The following is a 14878-nucleotide window of genomic DNA, read 5'->3' on the forward strand; positions in this document are numbered from 1 at the left end:
AAAAGGGCTACACGGTGGTGATGGTGGAGCAGAACTTCCGCTTCGCCGCGCCGCTGGCCGACCGCTTCTACGTGATGGAGCACGGGCAGATCGTCGAGCGCTTCGCCGCCGCCGAACTGCAGGCCAAGATGCCGGTGCTGAACGAACTGCTCGGCGTGTAGACACAAAGGGAACCGCATTTCATGACTTTCGATATTGGGATTCCCCTGCCGGCGCTGATGTCCCAGCTGCTGCTGGGGCTCGTCAACGGCGCGTTCTACGCGATGCTGAGCCTTGGGCTGGCCGTCATCTTCGGCCTGCTCAACGTGATCAACTTCGCCCATGGCGCGCTGTTCATGCTCGGCGCCGTGCTCGCCTGGGCCGGCATGGAGTACGCCGGCCTCAACTACTGGGTCATGCTGGCGCTCTCGCCGCTGGTGGTGGCCGTGCTTGGCGTGGTCATCGAGAAGACCATGCTGCGCTGGATCTACAAGCTCGGCCACATCTACGGCTTGCTGCTGACGCTCGGCATCACGCTGGTGATCGAGGGCGTGTTCCGCTCGATCTACGGCGTGTCCGGCCTGCCCTACTCGCCGCCGGACGCGCTGCAAGGCGCCACCGACCTCGGCTTCATGATCCTGCCGAACTATCGCGGCTGGGTCGTGGTGGCCTCGCTGGTGGTCTGCTTCGCCACGTGGTTCGTCATCGAGAAGACCAAGCTCGGCGCCTACCTGCGCGCCGGCACCGAGAACCCGAAGATGGTGGAAGCGTTCGGCGTGAACGTGCCATTGATGGTGACGCTGACCTACGGCTTCGGCGTGGCGCTGGCGGCTTTCGCCGGCGTGCTGGCCGCGCCGGTGGTGCAGGTCTCGCCGCTGATGGGCCAGAACCTGATCATCGTGGTGTTCGCAGTGGTGGTGATTGGCGGCATGGGCTCGATCATGGGCGCCATCCTCACCGGCCTGGGCCTCGGCGTGATCGAGGGCCTGACCAAGGTGTTCTATCCGGAAGCGTCCTCCACGGTCGTGTTCTTCATCATGGTGATCGTGCTGCTGCTGCGTCCCGCCGGTCTGTTCGGGAAGGAAAAATAAATGCTGGATTCGCAAAACCCCCGCGGCCGCGCCGCGCTTTACGGCATCGCGCTGCTCGTCGTGGCGCTGGCGCCGATGCTCGGCGCCTACCCGGTGTTCGTGCTCAAGGTGCTGTGCTTCGCACTGTTCGCCTGCGCCTTCAACCTGCTGATCGGCTACACCGGCCTGCTGTCCTTCGGTCATGCGGCCTTCTTCGGCGGCGCCGGCTACGCGGCCGGTCACGCCATGAAGGTCTGGGGCGTGACGCCGGAACTGGGCCTGCTGATCGGCACCGCCGGCGCCGCCGTCACGGGCTGGGCGATGGGCGCGCTGGCCATCCGTCGCCAGGGCATCTACTTCTCGATGATCACGCTGGCGCTGGCGCAGATGCTGTACTTCTTCTGCCTGCAGGCGCCGTTCACCGGTGGCGAGGACGGCATCCAGGGCATTCCGCGCGGCAACCTGTTCGGCCTGCTGCCGCTGGGCGACGACCTCGTGCTGTATTACGTGGTACTCGTTATCGTGGTGGCGGCGTTCGCGCTGATCGTGCGGATCATCCATTCGCCGTTCGGCCAGATCCTCAAGGCCATCAAGGAGAACGAACCGCGCGCCGTGTCGCTCGGCTACGACGTAGATCGCTTCAAGCTGGCCGCCTTCGTGCTGTCGGCGGCGCTGTCCGGGCTGGCCGGCTCGCTGAAGGCGCTGGTGCTCGGTTTCGAGACGCTGACCGATGTGCACTGGTCGATGTCCGGCGCCGTGATCCTGATGACGCTGGTGGGCGGCCTCGGCACGCTGACGGGCCCTATCGTGGGCGCACTGGTGGTGATCGCGCTGGAGAACAAGCTGGGCGACCTCGGCACGTTCCTCGCCAGGCTCACCGGCTTCGACTGGTTCAACACGCTCGGCGAGTCCGTGACGATGGTGACCGGCGTGATCTTCGTGATCTGCGTGCTGACGTTCCGGCGCGGCATTGTCGGCGAGATCATCGCCAAGGCGGCGCAGTGGCAACAGCGCCGCCGTCCCGCCGCGCCGCTCGGTTCACATCTCGTCGATCGCGGTTGAGGCCGTGACCACGCCGGCCTCTTTCTCCAGCGAGAAGCGGTCGCGCGTGGTCACGTAGAAGCTGGCGCCGAAACGCCCCACGGGGAAGTAGTCCTGCAGGCGCACGCGCCAGCGTTCGGTGTCGATCAGCCCGTCCCGCGCATGCAGGCGCAGCACGCGGCCGATGAAGATCTGGCGGCTCGCGGTCTCCAGCGTCTCCCACAGCGTGCATTCGAACGCGACGGGCGCCTCGGCAATCCGGGGCACCGCCACCTGGGTGCACGGCGCCGCCGTGAGGCCCACCCGTGCCAGTTCGCTCACATCGGGCGGCAGCCGTTCGCCGCAGCGATGCATCTTCTCGGCCATGGCCTCGTCGCTGAGGTGCACCACGAACTCCTTCGTGCGCACGATATTCGCCGCCGTGTCCTTCAGCGCGCCGTCGCCCAGGCGGTTGACGCTGATCATCACGATCGGCGGCTCCTCTCCCAGCATGTTGAACATCGAGAACGGTGCGGCGTTGGCCGTGCCGTCTGGCCCGAGCGTGGTCACCAGCGCGATGGGCCGGGGCACGATCAGACTCGCCATGAGCTTGTAGCGCTGGTATTCGGTGATGGCGTTGAAGTCGATTTCCATGGGGTGTTCCGGTCAGCCCTTGCTGGTCTTTGGCAATCCCAGCATCTGCGCCAGGCTCTTCTCGCCCTGCATGCGCGAGGTTTCGATCCGTTCCTCGAGTTCGCGCAAATGGGCTTCCATGCGCGCGACGGCGCCGGCCGCATCGCGGGCCTCGATGCAGGCGACGATGGCCGCGTGCTCGTCGTGCTCGCACGGCGCGTGGCCGGGCGGCTCGTAGAGGCCCACGATCAGCGAGCAGCGCGAGACCAGTTCGGTCAGGTAGCGTTGCAGCACCGGGTTGCGTGCCAGCGCCGCAATGCGCAGGTGGAAGCCGCTGGCCAGCCGCGCCCACGAGGGCTGGTCGAAGCGGTGCATGGCGTCGTGCTCCTCGGCCAACTGGCGGCGCAGGTCGCGCAGATCGGCTTCGGTCACACGCGTGACGGCGAGTTCCACCAGCACGCGTTCCATCGCCCGGCGGGCCTCGAAGATCTGGCTGGTTTCCTCGGGCGTGGGCTCGGCGATCACCGCGCCCTTGTTCGGCCGCAGCGCCACGATGCCATCGTGGGCCAGCTTCTCCAGCACCCGACGCACCACGGCACGGCCCACGCCGAACAGTTGGCACAGCTCCGGCTCGGGCAGCTTGGTGCCCGGCGTCAGCCGATGGTTGAGCACGCCGTCGAAGATGGCCTGATAGATGCGCGTATCGGCGTCGTCGGCGGTCTCTTCCTCGATCGGATCGACGGGCTTGACGGTCTCGGAAGTCCGCTTGGCGGCGGCCTTGGCGGCCGCGGGCTTCCTGGCAGCTTTGGTGGACATGACTTCGGTCAGGGAAACGATGGCCATGATATTAGCGTGAAGGGGTCACTGCGACAGGGTCCACGGCATCCATCGCGTCGCAGATCGCACCCGGCGTGGTCAGCCAGACCTCGCCATGGGAGCGCCGCGCCGCGATATGCGCCAGCGCCCGGCGCAGGTGCCGCAGCCGGTACGGCTGGCCCACCAGGTAGGGATGCAGCGCGATGCCCATCACCAGCGGCTGCGGGTGCTGCGGATCGTTGGCCTGCGCCAGCATCTCGTCGAACTGGTCGATGATCATGTCGGCGAAGGCGGCACCGTCGAGGTGGCGCGCGATGATCATCGGGATGTCGTTCAGTTCCTGCGGATAGGGAATCGACCACAGCGGGCCGCCGCGCGTGGCCATGCGCACCGGGCGGTCATCGTGTGCCCAGTTCAGCGTGTAGCGGTAGCCAGTCTCGGCCAGCAGGTCCGGCGTCACCATCGTCTCGGAGATCCACGGCGACAGCCAGCCGCCCGGCGCCCGCCCACTATGCGCCGCGATGCGCTCCCGGCAGTGCACCAGCAGCGCCCGCTCGCCCGCTTCGTCGAACTCGCTTTGGCGATGGGCATTGGTGTGGCCATGGCCGATCAGCTCGTCGCCGCGCGCCAGGCAGGCGTCCAGCACTTCGGGGCAATGGTCATAGAGCGCGGTGTTCAGCAGCACGCCGGCCGGCATCTCCAGCCGGTCGAACAACTCCAGGCAGCGCCACACGCCCACGCGGTTGCCGTACTCGCGCCAGCTGTAGTTGAGCACGTCCGGCTGCGGCGAAACTGGCCCGAGGTTCGCGCCCAGCCCCTCGCCAAAGGCGAAGTGCTCGATATTGAAGCCGAGGTAGACCGCCAGCCGCGCGCCATTGGGCCAGCGGAACGGGTCGGCGTCGGTAATCGGCCGGTACGGAAAGCGGCCATGGTCGCGCAGCGGGCCGAAGGTGGGAAGCCCGGCGGTGGCCTGCGTGGCCGCCAGCGGACTCGGGTTTTGCGTCATGGAGGGATGCCTCTCATCAAATGTGCCCCGCTTTGGCTCATCGCGCACCGGATTCGTGCGACATGAACCATGACGGATCGTATGCAGCCAGGTTTGCAGATCGTTCGCAAAATGCGGGCCAGATCGTCTGCATCTTGACGGGTCAATCGCTCCGGGATCATTTTCGGTTTTGTCGACGGATTGGCACGGCTCTTGCGAGCCGGGTGGATCGAAGCACCCATCCCCATCGATCCGCCCATCCGGAGAACTGCCATGTTTCGTCCCCAACGCCGCGCCCTCCTCGCGACCGCCGCCGCTGCCTGCGTCATGACGGCGCTGCCCGCCCAGGCCGCCGACACCATCAAGATCGGCCTGATCACGGCGTTGTCCGGCCAGTCGGCGCGCGCCGGCGAGTCGCTGACGCGCGGCATGACCGTCGCCATCGACGAGATCAACGCCAAGGGCGGCCTGCTGGGTGGCCGCAAGCTGGAACTGGTGCGCCGCGACGACGAGGGCAACCCGGCCAAGGGTGTGCTGGCCGCGCGCGAGCTGATCTACAAGGAGAAGGTGGCCGTGCTGTTCGGCGGGCTCGACACGCCGGTGTCGATGGCCATCGTGCCGATCGCCAATCAGGAGAAGGTGCCGTTCATGGGCCCGTGGGCCGCCGGCACGCCGATCACGCGCAATGGCGCCAACCCGAACTTCGCCTTCCGCGTGTCCGCCGTGGACGAGGTCGTGGACAAGGCGATGCTCCAGTACGCCCAGAAGACCTTCAACGCCACCAAGCCCGGCCTGATCCTGGTGAACAACCCGTGGGGCGAGTCGAACGAGAAGGGCATCGTCGCCGCGATGGCCGCCAAGGGCGGCAAGCCGGTGGGCGTGGAGAAATTCGAGGCCAATGACGTGGATGTGGTGCCCCAGCTCGGCCGCCTGAAGGCCGCCGGCGCCGACGTGCTGCTGATGGTGGGCAACGTAGGCCCGTCCGCGCAGGTGGTGAAGTCGCTGGACCGCATGGGCTGGAAGGTGCCGGTGGTCTCCCACTGGGGCCCGGCCGGCGGCCGCTTCACCGAACTGGCTGGCCCGAACGCCAAGAACGTCCACTTCGTGCAGACGTACAGCTTCTTCGGCGCACAGACCCCGGTCAGCACGCGCGTGGTGACCGACCTCAAGGCGAAGTACAGCGACATCAAGGGCCCGGACGACATCACCCCGGCCGTGGGCGTGGCCAACGCCTACGACGCCACGCAGCTCGCTGCGCTGGCGATTGCCAAGGCCGGCAGCACCAAGGGCGATGCCATCCGCGAAGGCTTCTACAAGATCGACCGCTACGAGGGCCTGATCAAGACCTACGTGAAACCGTTCTCCCCGACCGCGCATGACGCCCTGAGCGAAAACGACTACGTCTGGGCGCAGTTCATCGACAACCGCATCGTGCCGGTGGCGAAGTAAGACAGGCGCTTCGTAGAAGCAATATCGATCGTTCAAGCGCCTGCCCTCTCCCCCGCCCCTCTCCCAGAGGGAGAGGGGCGAACACCGTCGGTTTGCTCCCCTCTCCCGCGTGCGGGAGAGGGGCCGGGGGAGAGGGCCGGCGCATCGTCGCGCGATATCGATTGGCAAGCAAAATCAAGGATTCACCATGCTTTGGATCTCCGCCCTCATCAGCGGGCTCGGCCTGGGCAGCATGTATGGCCTGATGGCCCTGGGCTTCCACATCACCTACGCGGTGTCCGCCACCGTCAACTTCGCGCAGGGCAGTTCGATGATGCTGGGAGCAGTGCTGACGTACAGCTTCGCGCAGACGCTCGGCTGGCCGATGCCGCTCGCCATCGTGCTGGCCCTCGGCCTGTGCGCGCTCTACGGGCTGGCCGTGGAATTCCTGGCCGTGCGCCCGTTCGCGAGCCGGGGCTCCAATGCGTGGCTGATGGCTACCGTCGCGCTCGGCATCGTGCTCGATAACCTGGTGATGCTCGCCTTCGGCACCGAGCCGCGCAGCCTGCCCTCCCCGCTCGCCGCACAGTCCGTGCAGCTGGGCGATACCGGCGTCGGCGTCTATCCGCTGCAACTGGTGATTCCCGTGGTCGGCCTCGCGCTGGCGGCCGTGCTGCACTACGTGCTGCGCCGCTCGCGCTGGGGCGTGGCGATGCTGGCCGTGGTGCAGAACCGCGACGCCGCGCGCCTGATGGGCATTCCCATCCGCCGCACCATCGCCGGCGCGTTTGCCATTTCCACGCTGCTGGCCGGCATTGCCGGCGTGCTGATCGCGCCGCTGTTCAACGTACAGGCGGACATGGGCACCGTGTTCGGCCTGAAAGCCTTCGCCGTGGCCATTCTCGGCGGGCTCTCCAGTGCCTGGGGCGTGATGATTGCCGGGCTGATCTTCGGCGTGGCCGAGGCGCTGATCACCGCATCGCTGGGCTCCAGCTACACCCAGATCATCACGTTCGCGCTGGTGATTGCGCTGCTGGCCCTGCGGCCGGACGGCCTGTTCGGACGCGCGGAGGTACGCAAGGTATGAACGATTCGATGGTTTCTTCCAATCCGCCGGCTTCCCCTGCGCCGCTGGCCCGGCCGGCGCGCGCCGCCGCCCCGCTGCTCGGGCTGGGCACGCCACTCCAGATCCTCGCCATGCTGGCGGTGCTGCTGGCCGCCGGCGGGCTCGTGCTGTCGCTCAACGGCTATTTTGTCTTCGTGATTGCCGGCGTGGCGATGCTGGCCATCTGCGGCGTGGGCCTGAACCTGCTGCTCGGGCTCACCGGGCAGGTGTCGTTCGGCCATGTCGGCTTCTATGCGATCGGCGCGTACACGGTCGCCATCCTGACCGGCCAGGCCGGCTGGAGCTTCTGGGCCGCGTGGCCGGTGGGCGCGCTGATCGCCGCGCTGCTGGGCGGCCTGCTCGCCCTGCCCGCGCTGCGCGTGAAGGGCCCCGGCCTGGCGATGGTCACCATCGCCTTCGGCTTTATCGTCGAGCACGGCGCCGTGGAGTGGCGCGCGCTGACCGGCGGGCAGAACGGCCTGATGGGCATCGCGCAACCGTCGTTGCCCGGCGTGGAAGGCGGCGAGCGTGCACTGGCGCTGATCGCGCTGGCCGTGCTGGGCGTGGCGCTGGCCGCCTATGCCCGCATCGCACGCGGTAGCTGGGGCGCGGCGATGCGCGCGGTGCGTGACAGCGAAACCGCTGCGGCGTCGATCGGTGTCAATCCGCTCGTGGTCAAGACCGTGGGCTTCGCGTTCTCCGCCGCGCTGGCGGGGCTGGCTGGCGGGCTGTTTGCGCCGCTGCAGGGCATGGTCACGCCGGGGATGTTCTCGTTCCTGCAATCGATCCTGTTCGTGCTGGTGGTGATGATTGGCGGGGCGGGCACGGTGGTCGGCCCGGTGGCGGGCGCCGTTGTTGTTGGCCTGCTGCCCGAGTTGCTGTCCAGCCTGGAGAACCTGCGCCTGCTCTGCTTCGGCATGCTGTTGCTGGTGGTGCTCTGGGTGGCCCCCACGGGCATGGTGGGCGTGGTGACGGACCTGCTGCGCCGCCTGCGGCCGGCCCGCGCGGCTGCCGCCCATGCTTCCGTGGCTGGCGCGCAGCTGCCGGTGCGACCGGAGGAGACGCGCCGGGGCCTCTCGGCGCTCGGCCTGTCGATGGTGTTCGGCGGCGTGCGCGCCGTGGACAACCTGTCCTTCGATCTGCCGCCGGGTCAGGTGACGAGCCTGATCGGCCCCAATGGCGCCGGCAAGTCCACCGTGCTGAACATGCTGTCCGGCTACTACCGTCCGCGCGAGGGCGGGCGCCAGCTTGGCACGGCGCCATTGTCAGCGCGCGGCGCCTGCGACAGCGCGCGGCAAGGCATCGCCCGCACCTACCAGACCACGCAGCTCTTCGCCGGCATGAGCGCCACGGACAACGTGGCCATCGCACTGACAAAGGGCCGCCTCGGCACGCTGCTCGGCATCGCCGGTTTCACCGCCCCCGCCGTGCGCGAGGAAGCGCGCGCACTGCTGGCCGCCTGCGGCTACACCGGCGACCCGGACGCCAGCGCCGCCGATCTGGCCCACGTGGACCGCCGCCTCGTGGAAATCGCCCGCGCACTGGCTACGCGGCCCGCCGTGCTGCTGCTGGACGAACCGGCCGCCGGCCTCTCGCGCGAGGACAAGGCCACGCTGGGCCGCCTGCTGCGCAAGATCGCCGATAGCGGCGTGGCCGTCGGTCTGGTCGAACACGACATGTCGCTCGTGATGGATGTCTCCGATGGCATCGTCGTGATCGATGCCGGCCAGCGCCTGGCCGTGGGCACGCCCGAGGCGATCCGCACCGATCCAGCCGTGCGCCGCGCCTATCTGGGCGACGCCGCCAACGCGCCGGCTCGCAAACCCTCGGCCAGCCAGCCGGTGGGTGGCGCGCCGCTGCCGGAAGTGCTGGGCGTGAGCGCGCTGCGCGCCGGCTATGGCGCCGCGCCGGTCCTGCACGATGTGGACCTGCAAGTGCGGGAGGGCGAGATGGTCGCGCTACTGGGCGCCAACGGCGCCGGCAAGTCCACGCTGATGCGTGCGCTGGCGGGCCTGCATCGCCCGATGCAAGGCGGCATCACGTTCGACGGGACCGACCTCGCCCGGCTCGACGCCGCGCGCATCGCCGCGATGGGCGTGGTACTCGTGCCGGAAGGCCGGCAGGTGTTCCCGGAGCTGTCCGTGCTCGACAACCTCCGCCTTGGCGCCTTCCCGTCCGGCCCGCTCCCGCGCGTGGAGATGATGCGCCGCGTGGAATCGATGTTCGCCCGCTTCCCGCGCCTGCGCGAGCGCCAGCACCAGCGCGCCGGCCTGCTTTCCGGCGGCGAACAGCAGATGCTGGCCGTGGCGCGCGGGCTGATGTCGCAGCCGACCGTGCTGCTGCTCGACGAACCGTCGCTCGGCCTCGCGCCGAAGGTCATCGACGAGCTGTTCGCCTCGCTCGATACGCTGCGCGAGGCGTCCATCACCATCCTGCTGGTCGACCAGATGGCCGCGCTCGCGCTGTCGCTGGCGGACCGCGCCTATGTGCTGGAGGAAGGCCGCGTCGTGGCCAGCGGCCCGGCCGACGAACTCGCGCGCGACCCGGCGCTGGTGCAGGCCTATCTGGGAGGACATTGAACCCACGATGACGCCAAACCCGCATACCCCCGCCCTCGCCCCCAATCTCGCCCATTCCCGCGAGGGCATGGTCACCAGCCCGCATGCGCTCGCCAGCGAGGCGGGTCTCGAGATCCTGCGCGATGGCGGCACCGCCATCGAAGCCGCCATCGCCATCGGCGCCACGCTGGCCGTCACCTATCCGCACTTCACGGGGCTGGGCGGCGACGCCTTCTGGCTCATCAGCGACCGCGCGGGCAACGTGCGCACGCTGTCCGGCATCGGCCAGGCCGCGCAGGCGCTGCCGGCGTTTGGCGAGTCGATTCCCACGCGCGGCCCGGGCGCCACGCTGACCACCGCCGCCACGGTCGATACCTGGGACCGCGCCTTCACCATCAGCCGCGACACCTGGGGCGGCCGGCAGGACTGGTCCGCGCTGTTCCGCCGCGCCATCGCCTACGCGCACGAGGGCTTCCCGGTCACGCCATCGCAACATTTCTGGCAGAACTTCCGGGCCGATGAGCTGGGCAACTGGCCCGGCTTCGCACAGACCTTCATGCCCGATGGTGCAATCCCGGCCATCGGCACGACATTGCGCCAGCAGGCGCTGGGCCGCAGCCTCGAACGCATCGCCGGCCATGGCGCGCGCGAGTTCTATGAAGGCGAGCTGGCCGAGCGCATCGTCGCCGGCCTGCGCGCCGTGGGCTCGCCGTTGCGCATGGCGGACCTGGCGCGCACCGCCGCGCGCGACGCGCTGCCGCTGCGCGTGCCCTATCGTGGCGGCGAGCTGCTGAGCCTGCCGCCGCCCACGCAGGGCGTGACCACGCTCCAGATCCTCGGCATCCTCGATCGATTCGACCTCACCGGCATCGCCGAGGGCAGCGCGGACTACTACCACCTGCTGGTGGAGGCCGTGAAGGAGGCGTTCATCGAGCGCAACCGCTACGTGGCCGACCCCGAGTTCGTCGACGTACCGGCCGAAGCGATGCTCGCCCCCGCGCGCCTGGACGCCATGGCCGCGCGCATCGACCCGGCGCGCGCGCTCGACTGGCCGCACGTCTACCAGCACGGCGACACCGTCTTCCTGAGCGCAGTGGACCGCGAGGGCCGCTGCGTGAGCGTGCTCCAGACCGTGTATTTCGACTGGGGCAGCGGCGTGATGGCCGGCGATACCGGCATCCTGTGGCACAACCGGGGCGCGGCGTTCAGCGTCGATCCCACCCATCACAACGCGATTCAACCGGGCAAGCGTCCGTTCCATACGCTGAATCCGGGCATGTATCTCAAGGACGGGAAGCCGCGCCTGCTGTACGGCACGCAGGGCGCCGACGGCCAGCCGCAGACGCTGGCCGCCGTGCTCACGCGGCTGATCGACTACGGCATGGACCCGCTCACGGCGCTGGCACGGCCCCGCTTCCTGCTCGGCCGCACCTTCTCCGATGCCGCCGACAGCCTGAAGCTGGAAGCCGACGCTGGCACGGACGTGATCACGGCCCTGGCACGCCGTGGCCATGAAGTGAGCGTCATTTCGCCGCAGAGCCCGCTGGCGGGGCATCCGGGCGTGATTGCCATCGGCGAAGACGGCGCGCTGGCGGGCGCGCACGATCCGCGCAGCGACGGTGTGGCGATGGGCGTGTAACACGGCACGGTGGGGATGTACCGGCTTTGTATCGGTGTGGAACCCACCCCGATGGGGCTCGTCAAAGCAATGACTGTCGCAAACTGTCGACCTCCGATCACGATGCGTTGCAGCGTGAAAGCCGGGCCGCGATAGTCCACAATCCCTAACGGAGGCCGCTACTGCCAGGCGACCCCCGAGTCCCCAGCAACCGCTCCCCTCTCGCCAAGGAGAACACCGTGCTGAGCCCACACGAACTGGCCACGCTGATGCTGATCGGCAACGGCCCCCATACCCGCTCCGATACTGCGGACGCACGCGAGATCGATCCCGTCGACCTCGATGCACTCGTCGCCCGCGAACTCGTTACCCTGCAAGCCGAACAAGGCCGACGGCCTTGCCCTCAAATCACTGCCCATGGCCGCTCGATGCTGAAAGCCGTCGGCCGGGAATGCTGAACCTTTCGCACTGACCTGACCGCTGACCGCTGGCGGCATCAATGGGATGCCGCCGGTCGATAGCCATCGGAGACGCTTATCGCCGGCTGGCAGTCTGACATCCCCGCGCGCCTCGACCGCCTGCCCTGGTCCGCCTGGCACTGGCGCGTGGCTCTCGCCCTCGGCATTGCCTGGGTGCTCGACGGGCTGGAGGTCACCCTCGTCGGCTCCGTGGGCGCCGTGCTGGAGCGGCCCGACACGCTCGGGCTCTCCGCCTCGCAGGTCGGCTGGACCGGGTCCCTATATATATTAGGGGCCGTCACCGGGGCGCTCGTCTTCGGCCGCATGGCCGACCGCCTGGGCCGCAAGCGCCTGTTCCTCGCCACGCTGTTCGTCTACATGACGGCGACGCTGCTGACGGCGTTCTCGCCGAACTTCGCGTTCTTCGCGCTGTGCCGCTTCCTGACCGGGCTCGGCATTGGCGGCGAATACGCGGCCATCAATTCCGCCATCGACGAACTGATCCCGGCGCGCGTGCGGGGGCGCGTCAACCTTGCCATCAACGGCAGCTTCTGGCTCGGTGCGGCGCTGGGTGCGGGGCTGAGCCTGGTGGTGCTCGATCCGCGCGTGCTCGGCCCGGTCTGGGGCTGGCGCGCCTGTTTCGCGCTGGGCGCGGTGCTGGCGGTGGCCATCGTCCTGATCCGGCGCCACGTACCCGAAAGCCCGCGCTGGCTGGCCACGCACGGCCACCGCGCGGAGGCGGAGCGGGTGATTGCCGGCATCGAGGCCGAGGTGGCCGCGCGCCACGGCCCGCTGCCGCCGCCGGACCCCGCCGCGCACGTGGCCTACGCGGGCCGGCCCGTGCCGACCGTGCGCGAGATCGTAGGGCTGCTGGTGCGGCGCTACCGCACGCGCAGCGTGGTCACCTTCGCGCTGATGGTGGCGCAGGCCTTCTTCTACAACGCCATTTTCTTCACCTACGCGCTGGTACTCACGCGCTTCTACGGCGTGGCGGAGGAACGCGTGGCGCTCTATATCTTCCCGTTCGCCATCGGCAATGCGCTCGGCCCGCTGATCCTGGGGCCGCTGTTCGACCGCGTGGGCCGCCGCAAGATGATCGCGGTGACCTATGTGCTGTCCGGCATCGGCCTCGCCGCCACAGGCTGGGCGTTCATGGAAGGCTGGCTGGACGCGCGCGCGCAGGCGCTGTGCTGGTCGGCGGTGTTCTTCCTGGCCTCGGCGGCGGCCAGTTCGGCCTACCTGACGGCGAGCGAAGTCTTTCCGCTCGAAATGCGCGCGCTGGCCATCTCCATCTTCTACGCGGTGGGCACTGGCACGGGCGGGTTTATCGCCCCGGTGCTGTTCGGCATGCTGATCGAGACCGGCAGCCGGGGGGCGGTGGCCGTGGGGTACGCCATTGGCGCGGCGCTGGTGATCGTGGCGGGATTGCTGGCGCTGCGGTTCGGCGTGGATGCGGAGCGGCGCCCGCTGGAGCACATCGCCCCGCCGCTGGGCTCGGAGGTGGATGTTATGTCAATCCATAATAAGGATCGATAAATGATGAAATAGCATAATTTTTGGACGACTGCTATGCTATGACATAACACCACCCTCGGTTTGACCTATGTCCTCCTTCGCCGCCCAGTTGGGCCAGTTTCGCAAGGCACGCGGCCTCTCGCTCGGCGCTGTCGGCCGTCTGATCGGCATGGCGGCGCCCAACCTGTCGGTGGCCCTGAGCGGCAAGCAGGATGTGCGCGGATCAACACTTGAGGCCATCGCCACCGCCCTCGACGCCGAGTGGGTCCTCGTACCGCGCGAGCATCTGGCCGAAGTCCAGCGCACCGTGAGCGGCAAGGCCACCGGCCCGGACCGCGCCGCGCCCACCTCGGTCGACCTGCTGCTCGGAGACGCCGATGCCTGACGGCCTGCGCCCGCGCTATCTCACCGTCCACCTGCACAACATGCTGTGCGGCTATCTTTGCGAGGCCGGCCGCACCACGCGCTTCGTGCCGGGCGAAGCCTTCCGGGGCGATGCCGGACGGCCGACGCTGAGCCTCTCGCTGACGATTCCGGGCAACGAGGCGCTGACCGCCACGATCCTCGCCAACCCGTTCCATCCCGCGCTCTACAACACCCATGGCGAGCTGCCGCCTTACTTTGCCGGCCTGCTGCCTGAGGGCGAGCTGCGCCGGCGGCTGGAAGCCACGCGGCACCATCCGGACGACCGCGACGACTTCGGCGTGCTGGCCGCAGCCGGCGAAGACCTGCCCGGCGCGCTGATCGTCCGCCCGGCGGACATTGACGCCCTGCCTGACACCGTGCGCACCGTGGGCGTGACCGGCGGCGCGGACAACCTGGAAATCGCCGTGGTGGAAGGCGCCACCGAGGGCGCGGCATCGGTGTCCGGCGTGCAGAACAAGCTCGCGCTGTCCACCGCGCACGCCGGCAAGCGTTACACCATGCCCACCCACGGGCGGCTGTCGGACCTGATCGCCAAGCTGCCGGCCCGCAACGACGACAGCCAGATCTTTAACGAATATGTGTCGATGCAGCTGGCGCAGGCGGCCGGCGTGGCCGTGGCGCCGTGCAAACCGCAGCCGCTGGCGACCATCGACGTACCCGGCCTGGCCGAAGCGCTCGGCGCCGACCTGCACTTCCTGGCCGTGGACCGTTTCGACCGCGAACCCGGCGGGCGCGTGCATGCGGAAGACGGCTGCCAGGTGCTGACGCGTATGCCCTCGCGCAAGTACGCCGGCAACGACGCCTACGTGGCCATCGTCCGCCTGCTGGAGCGGCTCAGCGTGCGCGGCATCGAGGACGTGCGGCAGTTCTTCATGCGGCAGGCCGTGAACACGCTGATCGGCAACAGCGACGCCCATCTCAAGAACTTCTCTTTTCTGTATCGGAACGGGACCATGCCCGAGCTGTCGCCCGCCTATGACATCGTCAGCGTGGCGGCGCTGTCCGGCTTCGCGGCCTTCGGCCAGAACGTGGCCATCGACGGCCTGCAGCGCAAGCAAACCCTGGAGACCTACCGCGACTTCGCCCGCGAGGCCAAGATCGCCGAGCGCATCGCGCTGGCGGCCGTGAAGGACGCCGTCAGCCTGGCCCGCGAGCGCTGGCCGGCCCTGCTCGACACCCTGCCCACGCCGCCGGCCATGCGCACCGTGGTGCTGGAGCGGCTGGAGACGCTGCCGCTGGCACGGCTGGCCCGGCGCTGAGGGCTTCC

General features: G+C 68.8%; 13 protein-coding genes and 1 pseudogene. 11 read left to right on the forward strand and 3 right to left on the reverse strand.

Features of this window, described 5'->3' with window-relative positions; translation table 11 throughout:
• The 3 genes and pseudogenes from AC1DFU_RS27205 to AC1DFU_RS27215 form a co-directional block, all read left to right on the forward strand.
• Window positions 1-161 (forward strand): annotated as a pseudogene (locus AC1DFU_RS27205) (ABC transporter ATP-binding protein); the annotation flags it as partial.
• Between the two features lie 21 nt (window positions 162-182).
• Entirely contained in the window at window positions 183-1070 is an 888-nt protein-coding gene (locus AC1DFU_RS27210; protein ID WP_441593735.1) for a branched-chain amino acid ABC transporter permease, read from the forward strand.
• Window positions 1071-2111, forward strand: coding sequence for a branched-chain amino acid ABC transporter permease (locus tag AC1DFU_RS27215; RefSeq protein ID WP_441593737.1), 1041 nt, complete (start codon window positions 1071-1073; stop codon window positions 2109-2111).
• Here AC1DFU_RS27215 and AC1DFU_RS27220 read toward each other — a convergent pair.
• Genes AC1DFU_RS27220 through AC1DFU_RS27230 form a run of 3 tightly spaced genes read right to left on the reverse strand, consistent with a single transcriptional unit; the run spans window position 2088 to window position 4524 of the window.
• Complete coding sequence (locus tag AC1DFU_RS27220; protein WP_092301868.1) at window positions 2088-2723, reverse strand: flavin reductase family protein; 636 nt, start codon at window positions 2721-2723, stop codon at window positions 2088-2090. The genes AC1DFU_RS27215 and AC1DFU_RS27220 overlap by 24 nt on opposite strands.
• Before the next feature lie 12 nt (window positions 2724-2735).
• Complete coding sequence (locus tag AC1DFU_RS27225; RefSeq protein ID WP_441593739.1) at window positions 2736-3545, reverse strand: GntR family transcriptional regulator; 810 nt, start codon at window positions 3543-3545, stop codon at window positions 2736-2738.
• A 4-nt stretch (window positions 3546-3549) separates the two neighbouring features.
• The gene (locus AC1DFU_RS27230) at window positions 3550-4524 is read right to left on the reverse strand and encodes a polysaccharide deacetylase family protein (protein WP_441593741.1); all 975 of its coding nucleotides are present in this window, start codon (window positions 4522-4524) and stop codon (window positions 3550-3552) included.
• A 252-nt stretch (window positions 4525-4776) separates the two neighbouring features.
• Here AC1DFU_RS27230 and AC1DFU_RS27235 point away from each other — a divergent pair, with 252 nt between their 5' ends.
• The 8 genes from AC1DFU_RS27235 to AC1DFU_RS27270 all read left to right on the forward strand — a co-directional run bounded on the left by AC1DFU_RS27235 (window position 4777) and on the right by AC1DFU_RS27270 (window position 14870).
• The gene (locus AC1DFU_RS27235) at window positions 4777-5952 is read left to right on the forward strand and encodes an ABC transporter substrate-binding protein (protein WP_092301862.1); all 1176 of its coding nucleotides are present in this window, start codon (window positions 4777-4779) and stop codon (window positions 5950-5952) included.
• Between the two features lie 187 nt (window positions 5953-6139).
• Window positions 6140-7018 carry a branched-chain amino acid ABC transporter permease gene (locus tag AC1DFU_RS27240; RefSeq protein WP_092301859.1) on the forward strand — a complete coding sequence of 293 codons (879 nt, stop codon included), beginning with the start codon at window positions 6140-6142 and terminating at the stop codon, window positions 7016-7018.
• Window positions 7015-9615, forward strand: coding sequence for a branched-chain amino acid ABC transporter ATP-binding protein/permease (locus tag AC1DFU_RS27245; protein WP_477159825.1), 2601 nt, complete (start codon window positions 7015-7017; stop codon window positions 9613-9615). The genes AC1DFU_RS27240 and AC1DFU_RS27245 overlap by 4 nt, the downstream gene beginning before the upstream one ends.
• Window positions 9616-9622: 7 nt before the next feature.
• Window positions 9623-11233 (forward strand): gamma-glutamyltransferase family protein, encoded by a 1611-nt coding sequence (locus AC1DFU_RS27250; RefSeq protein WP_441593746.1) that lies wholly within the window; start codon window positions 9623-9625, stop codon window positions 11231-11233.
• 218 nt (window positions 11234-11451) lie between these two features.
• A complete protein-coding gene (locus AC1DFU_RS27255; RefSeq protein WP_092301853.1) occupies window positions 11452-11670 on the forward strand; it encodes a hypothetical protein in 219 nt (72 codons plus the stop codon).
• Window positions 11671-11748: 78 nt separating this feature from the next.
• The gene (locus tag AC1DFU_RS27260; RefSeq protein ID WP_092301850.1) at window positions 11749-13206 is read left to right on the forward strand and encodes an MFS transporter; all 1458 of its coding nucleotides are present in this window, start codon (window positions 11749-11751) and stop codon (window positions 13204-13206) included.
• A gap of 67 nt (window positions 13207-13273) precedes the next feature.
• Entirely contained in the window at window positions 13274-13570 is a 297-nt protein-coding gene (locus AC1DFU_RS27265; protein WP_441593748.1) for a helix-turn-helix domain-containing protein, read from the forward strand.
• Window positions 13563-14870, forward strand: coding sequence for a type II toxin-antitoxin system HipA family toxin (locus AC1DFU_RS27270; RefSeq protein WP_092301844.1), 1308 nt, complete (start codon window positions 13563-13565; stop codon window positions 14868-14870). Before AC1DFU_RS27265 ends, AC1DFU_RS27270 begins: the two co-directional genes overlap by 8 nt.
• Window positions 14871-14878 lie beyond the last annotated feature (8 nt).

It is taken from the genome of Cupriavidus sp. 10L45 (genome assembly GCF_056395225.1).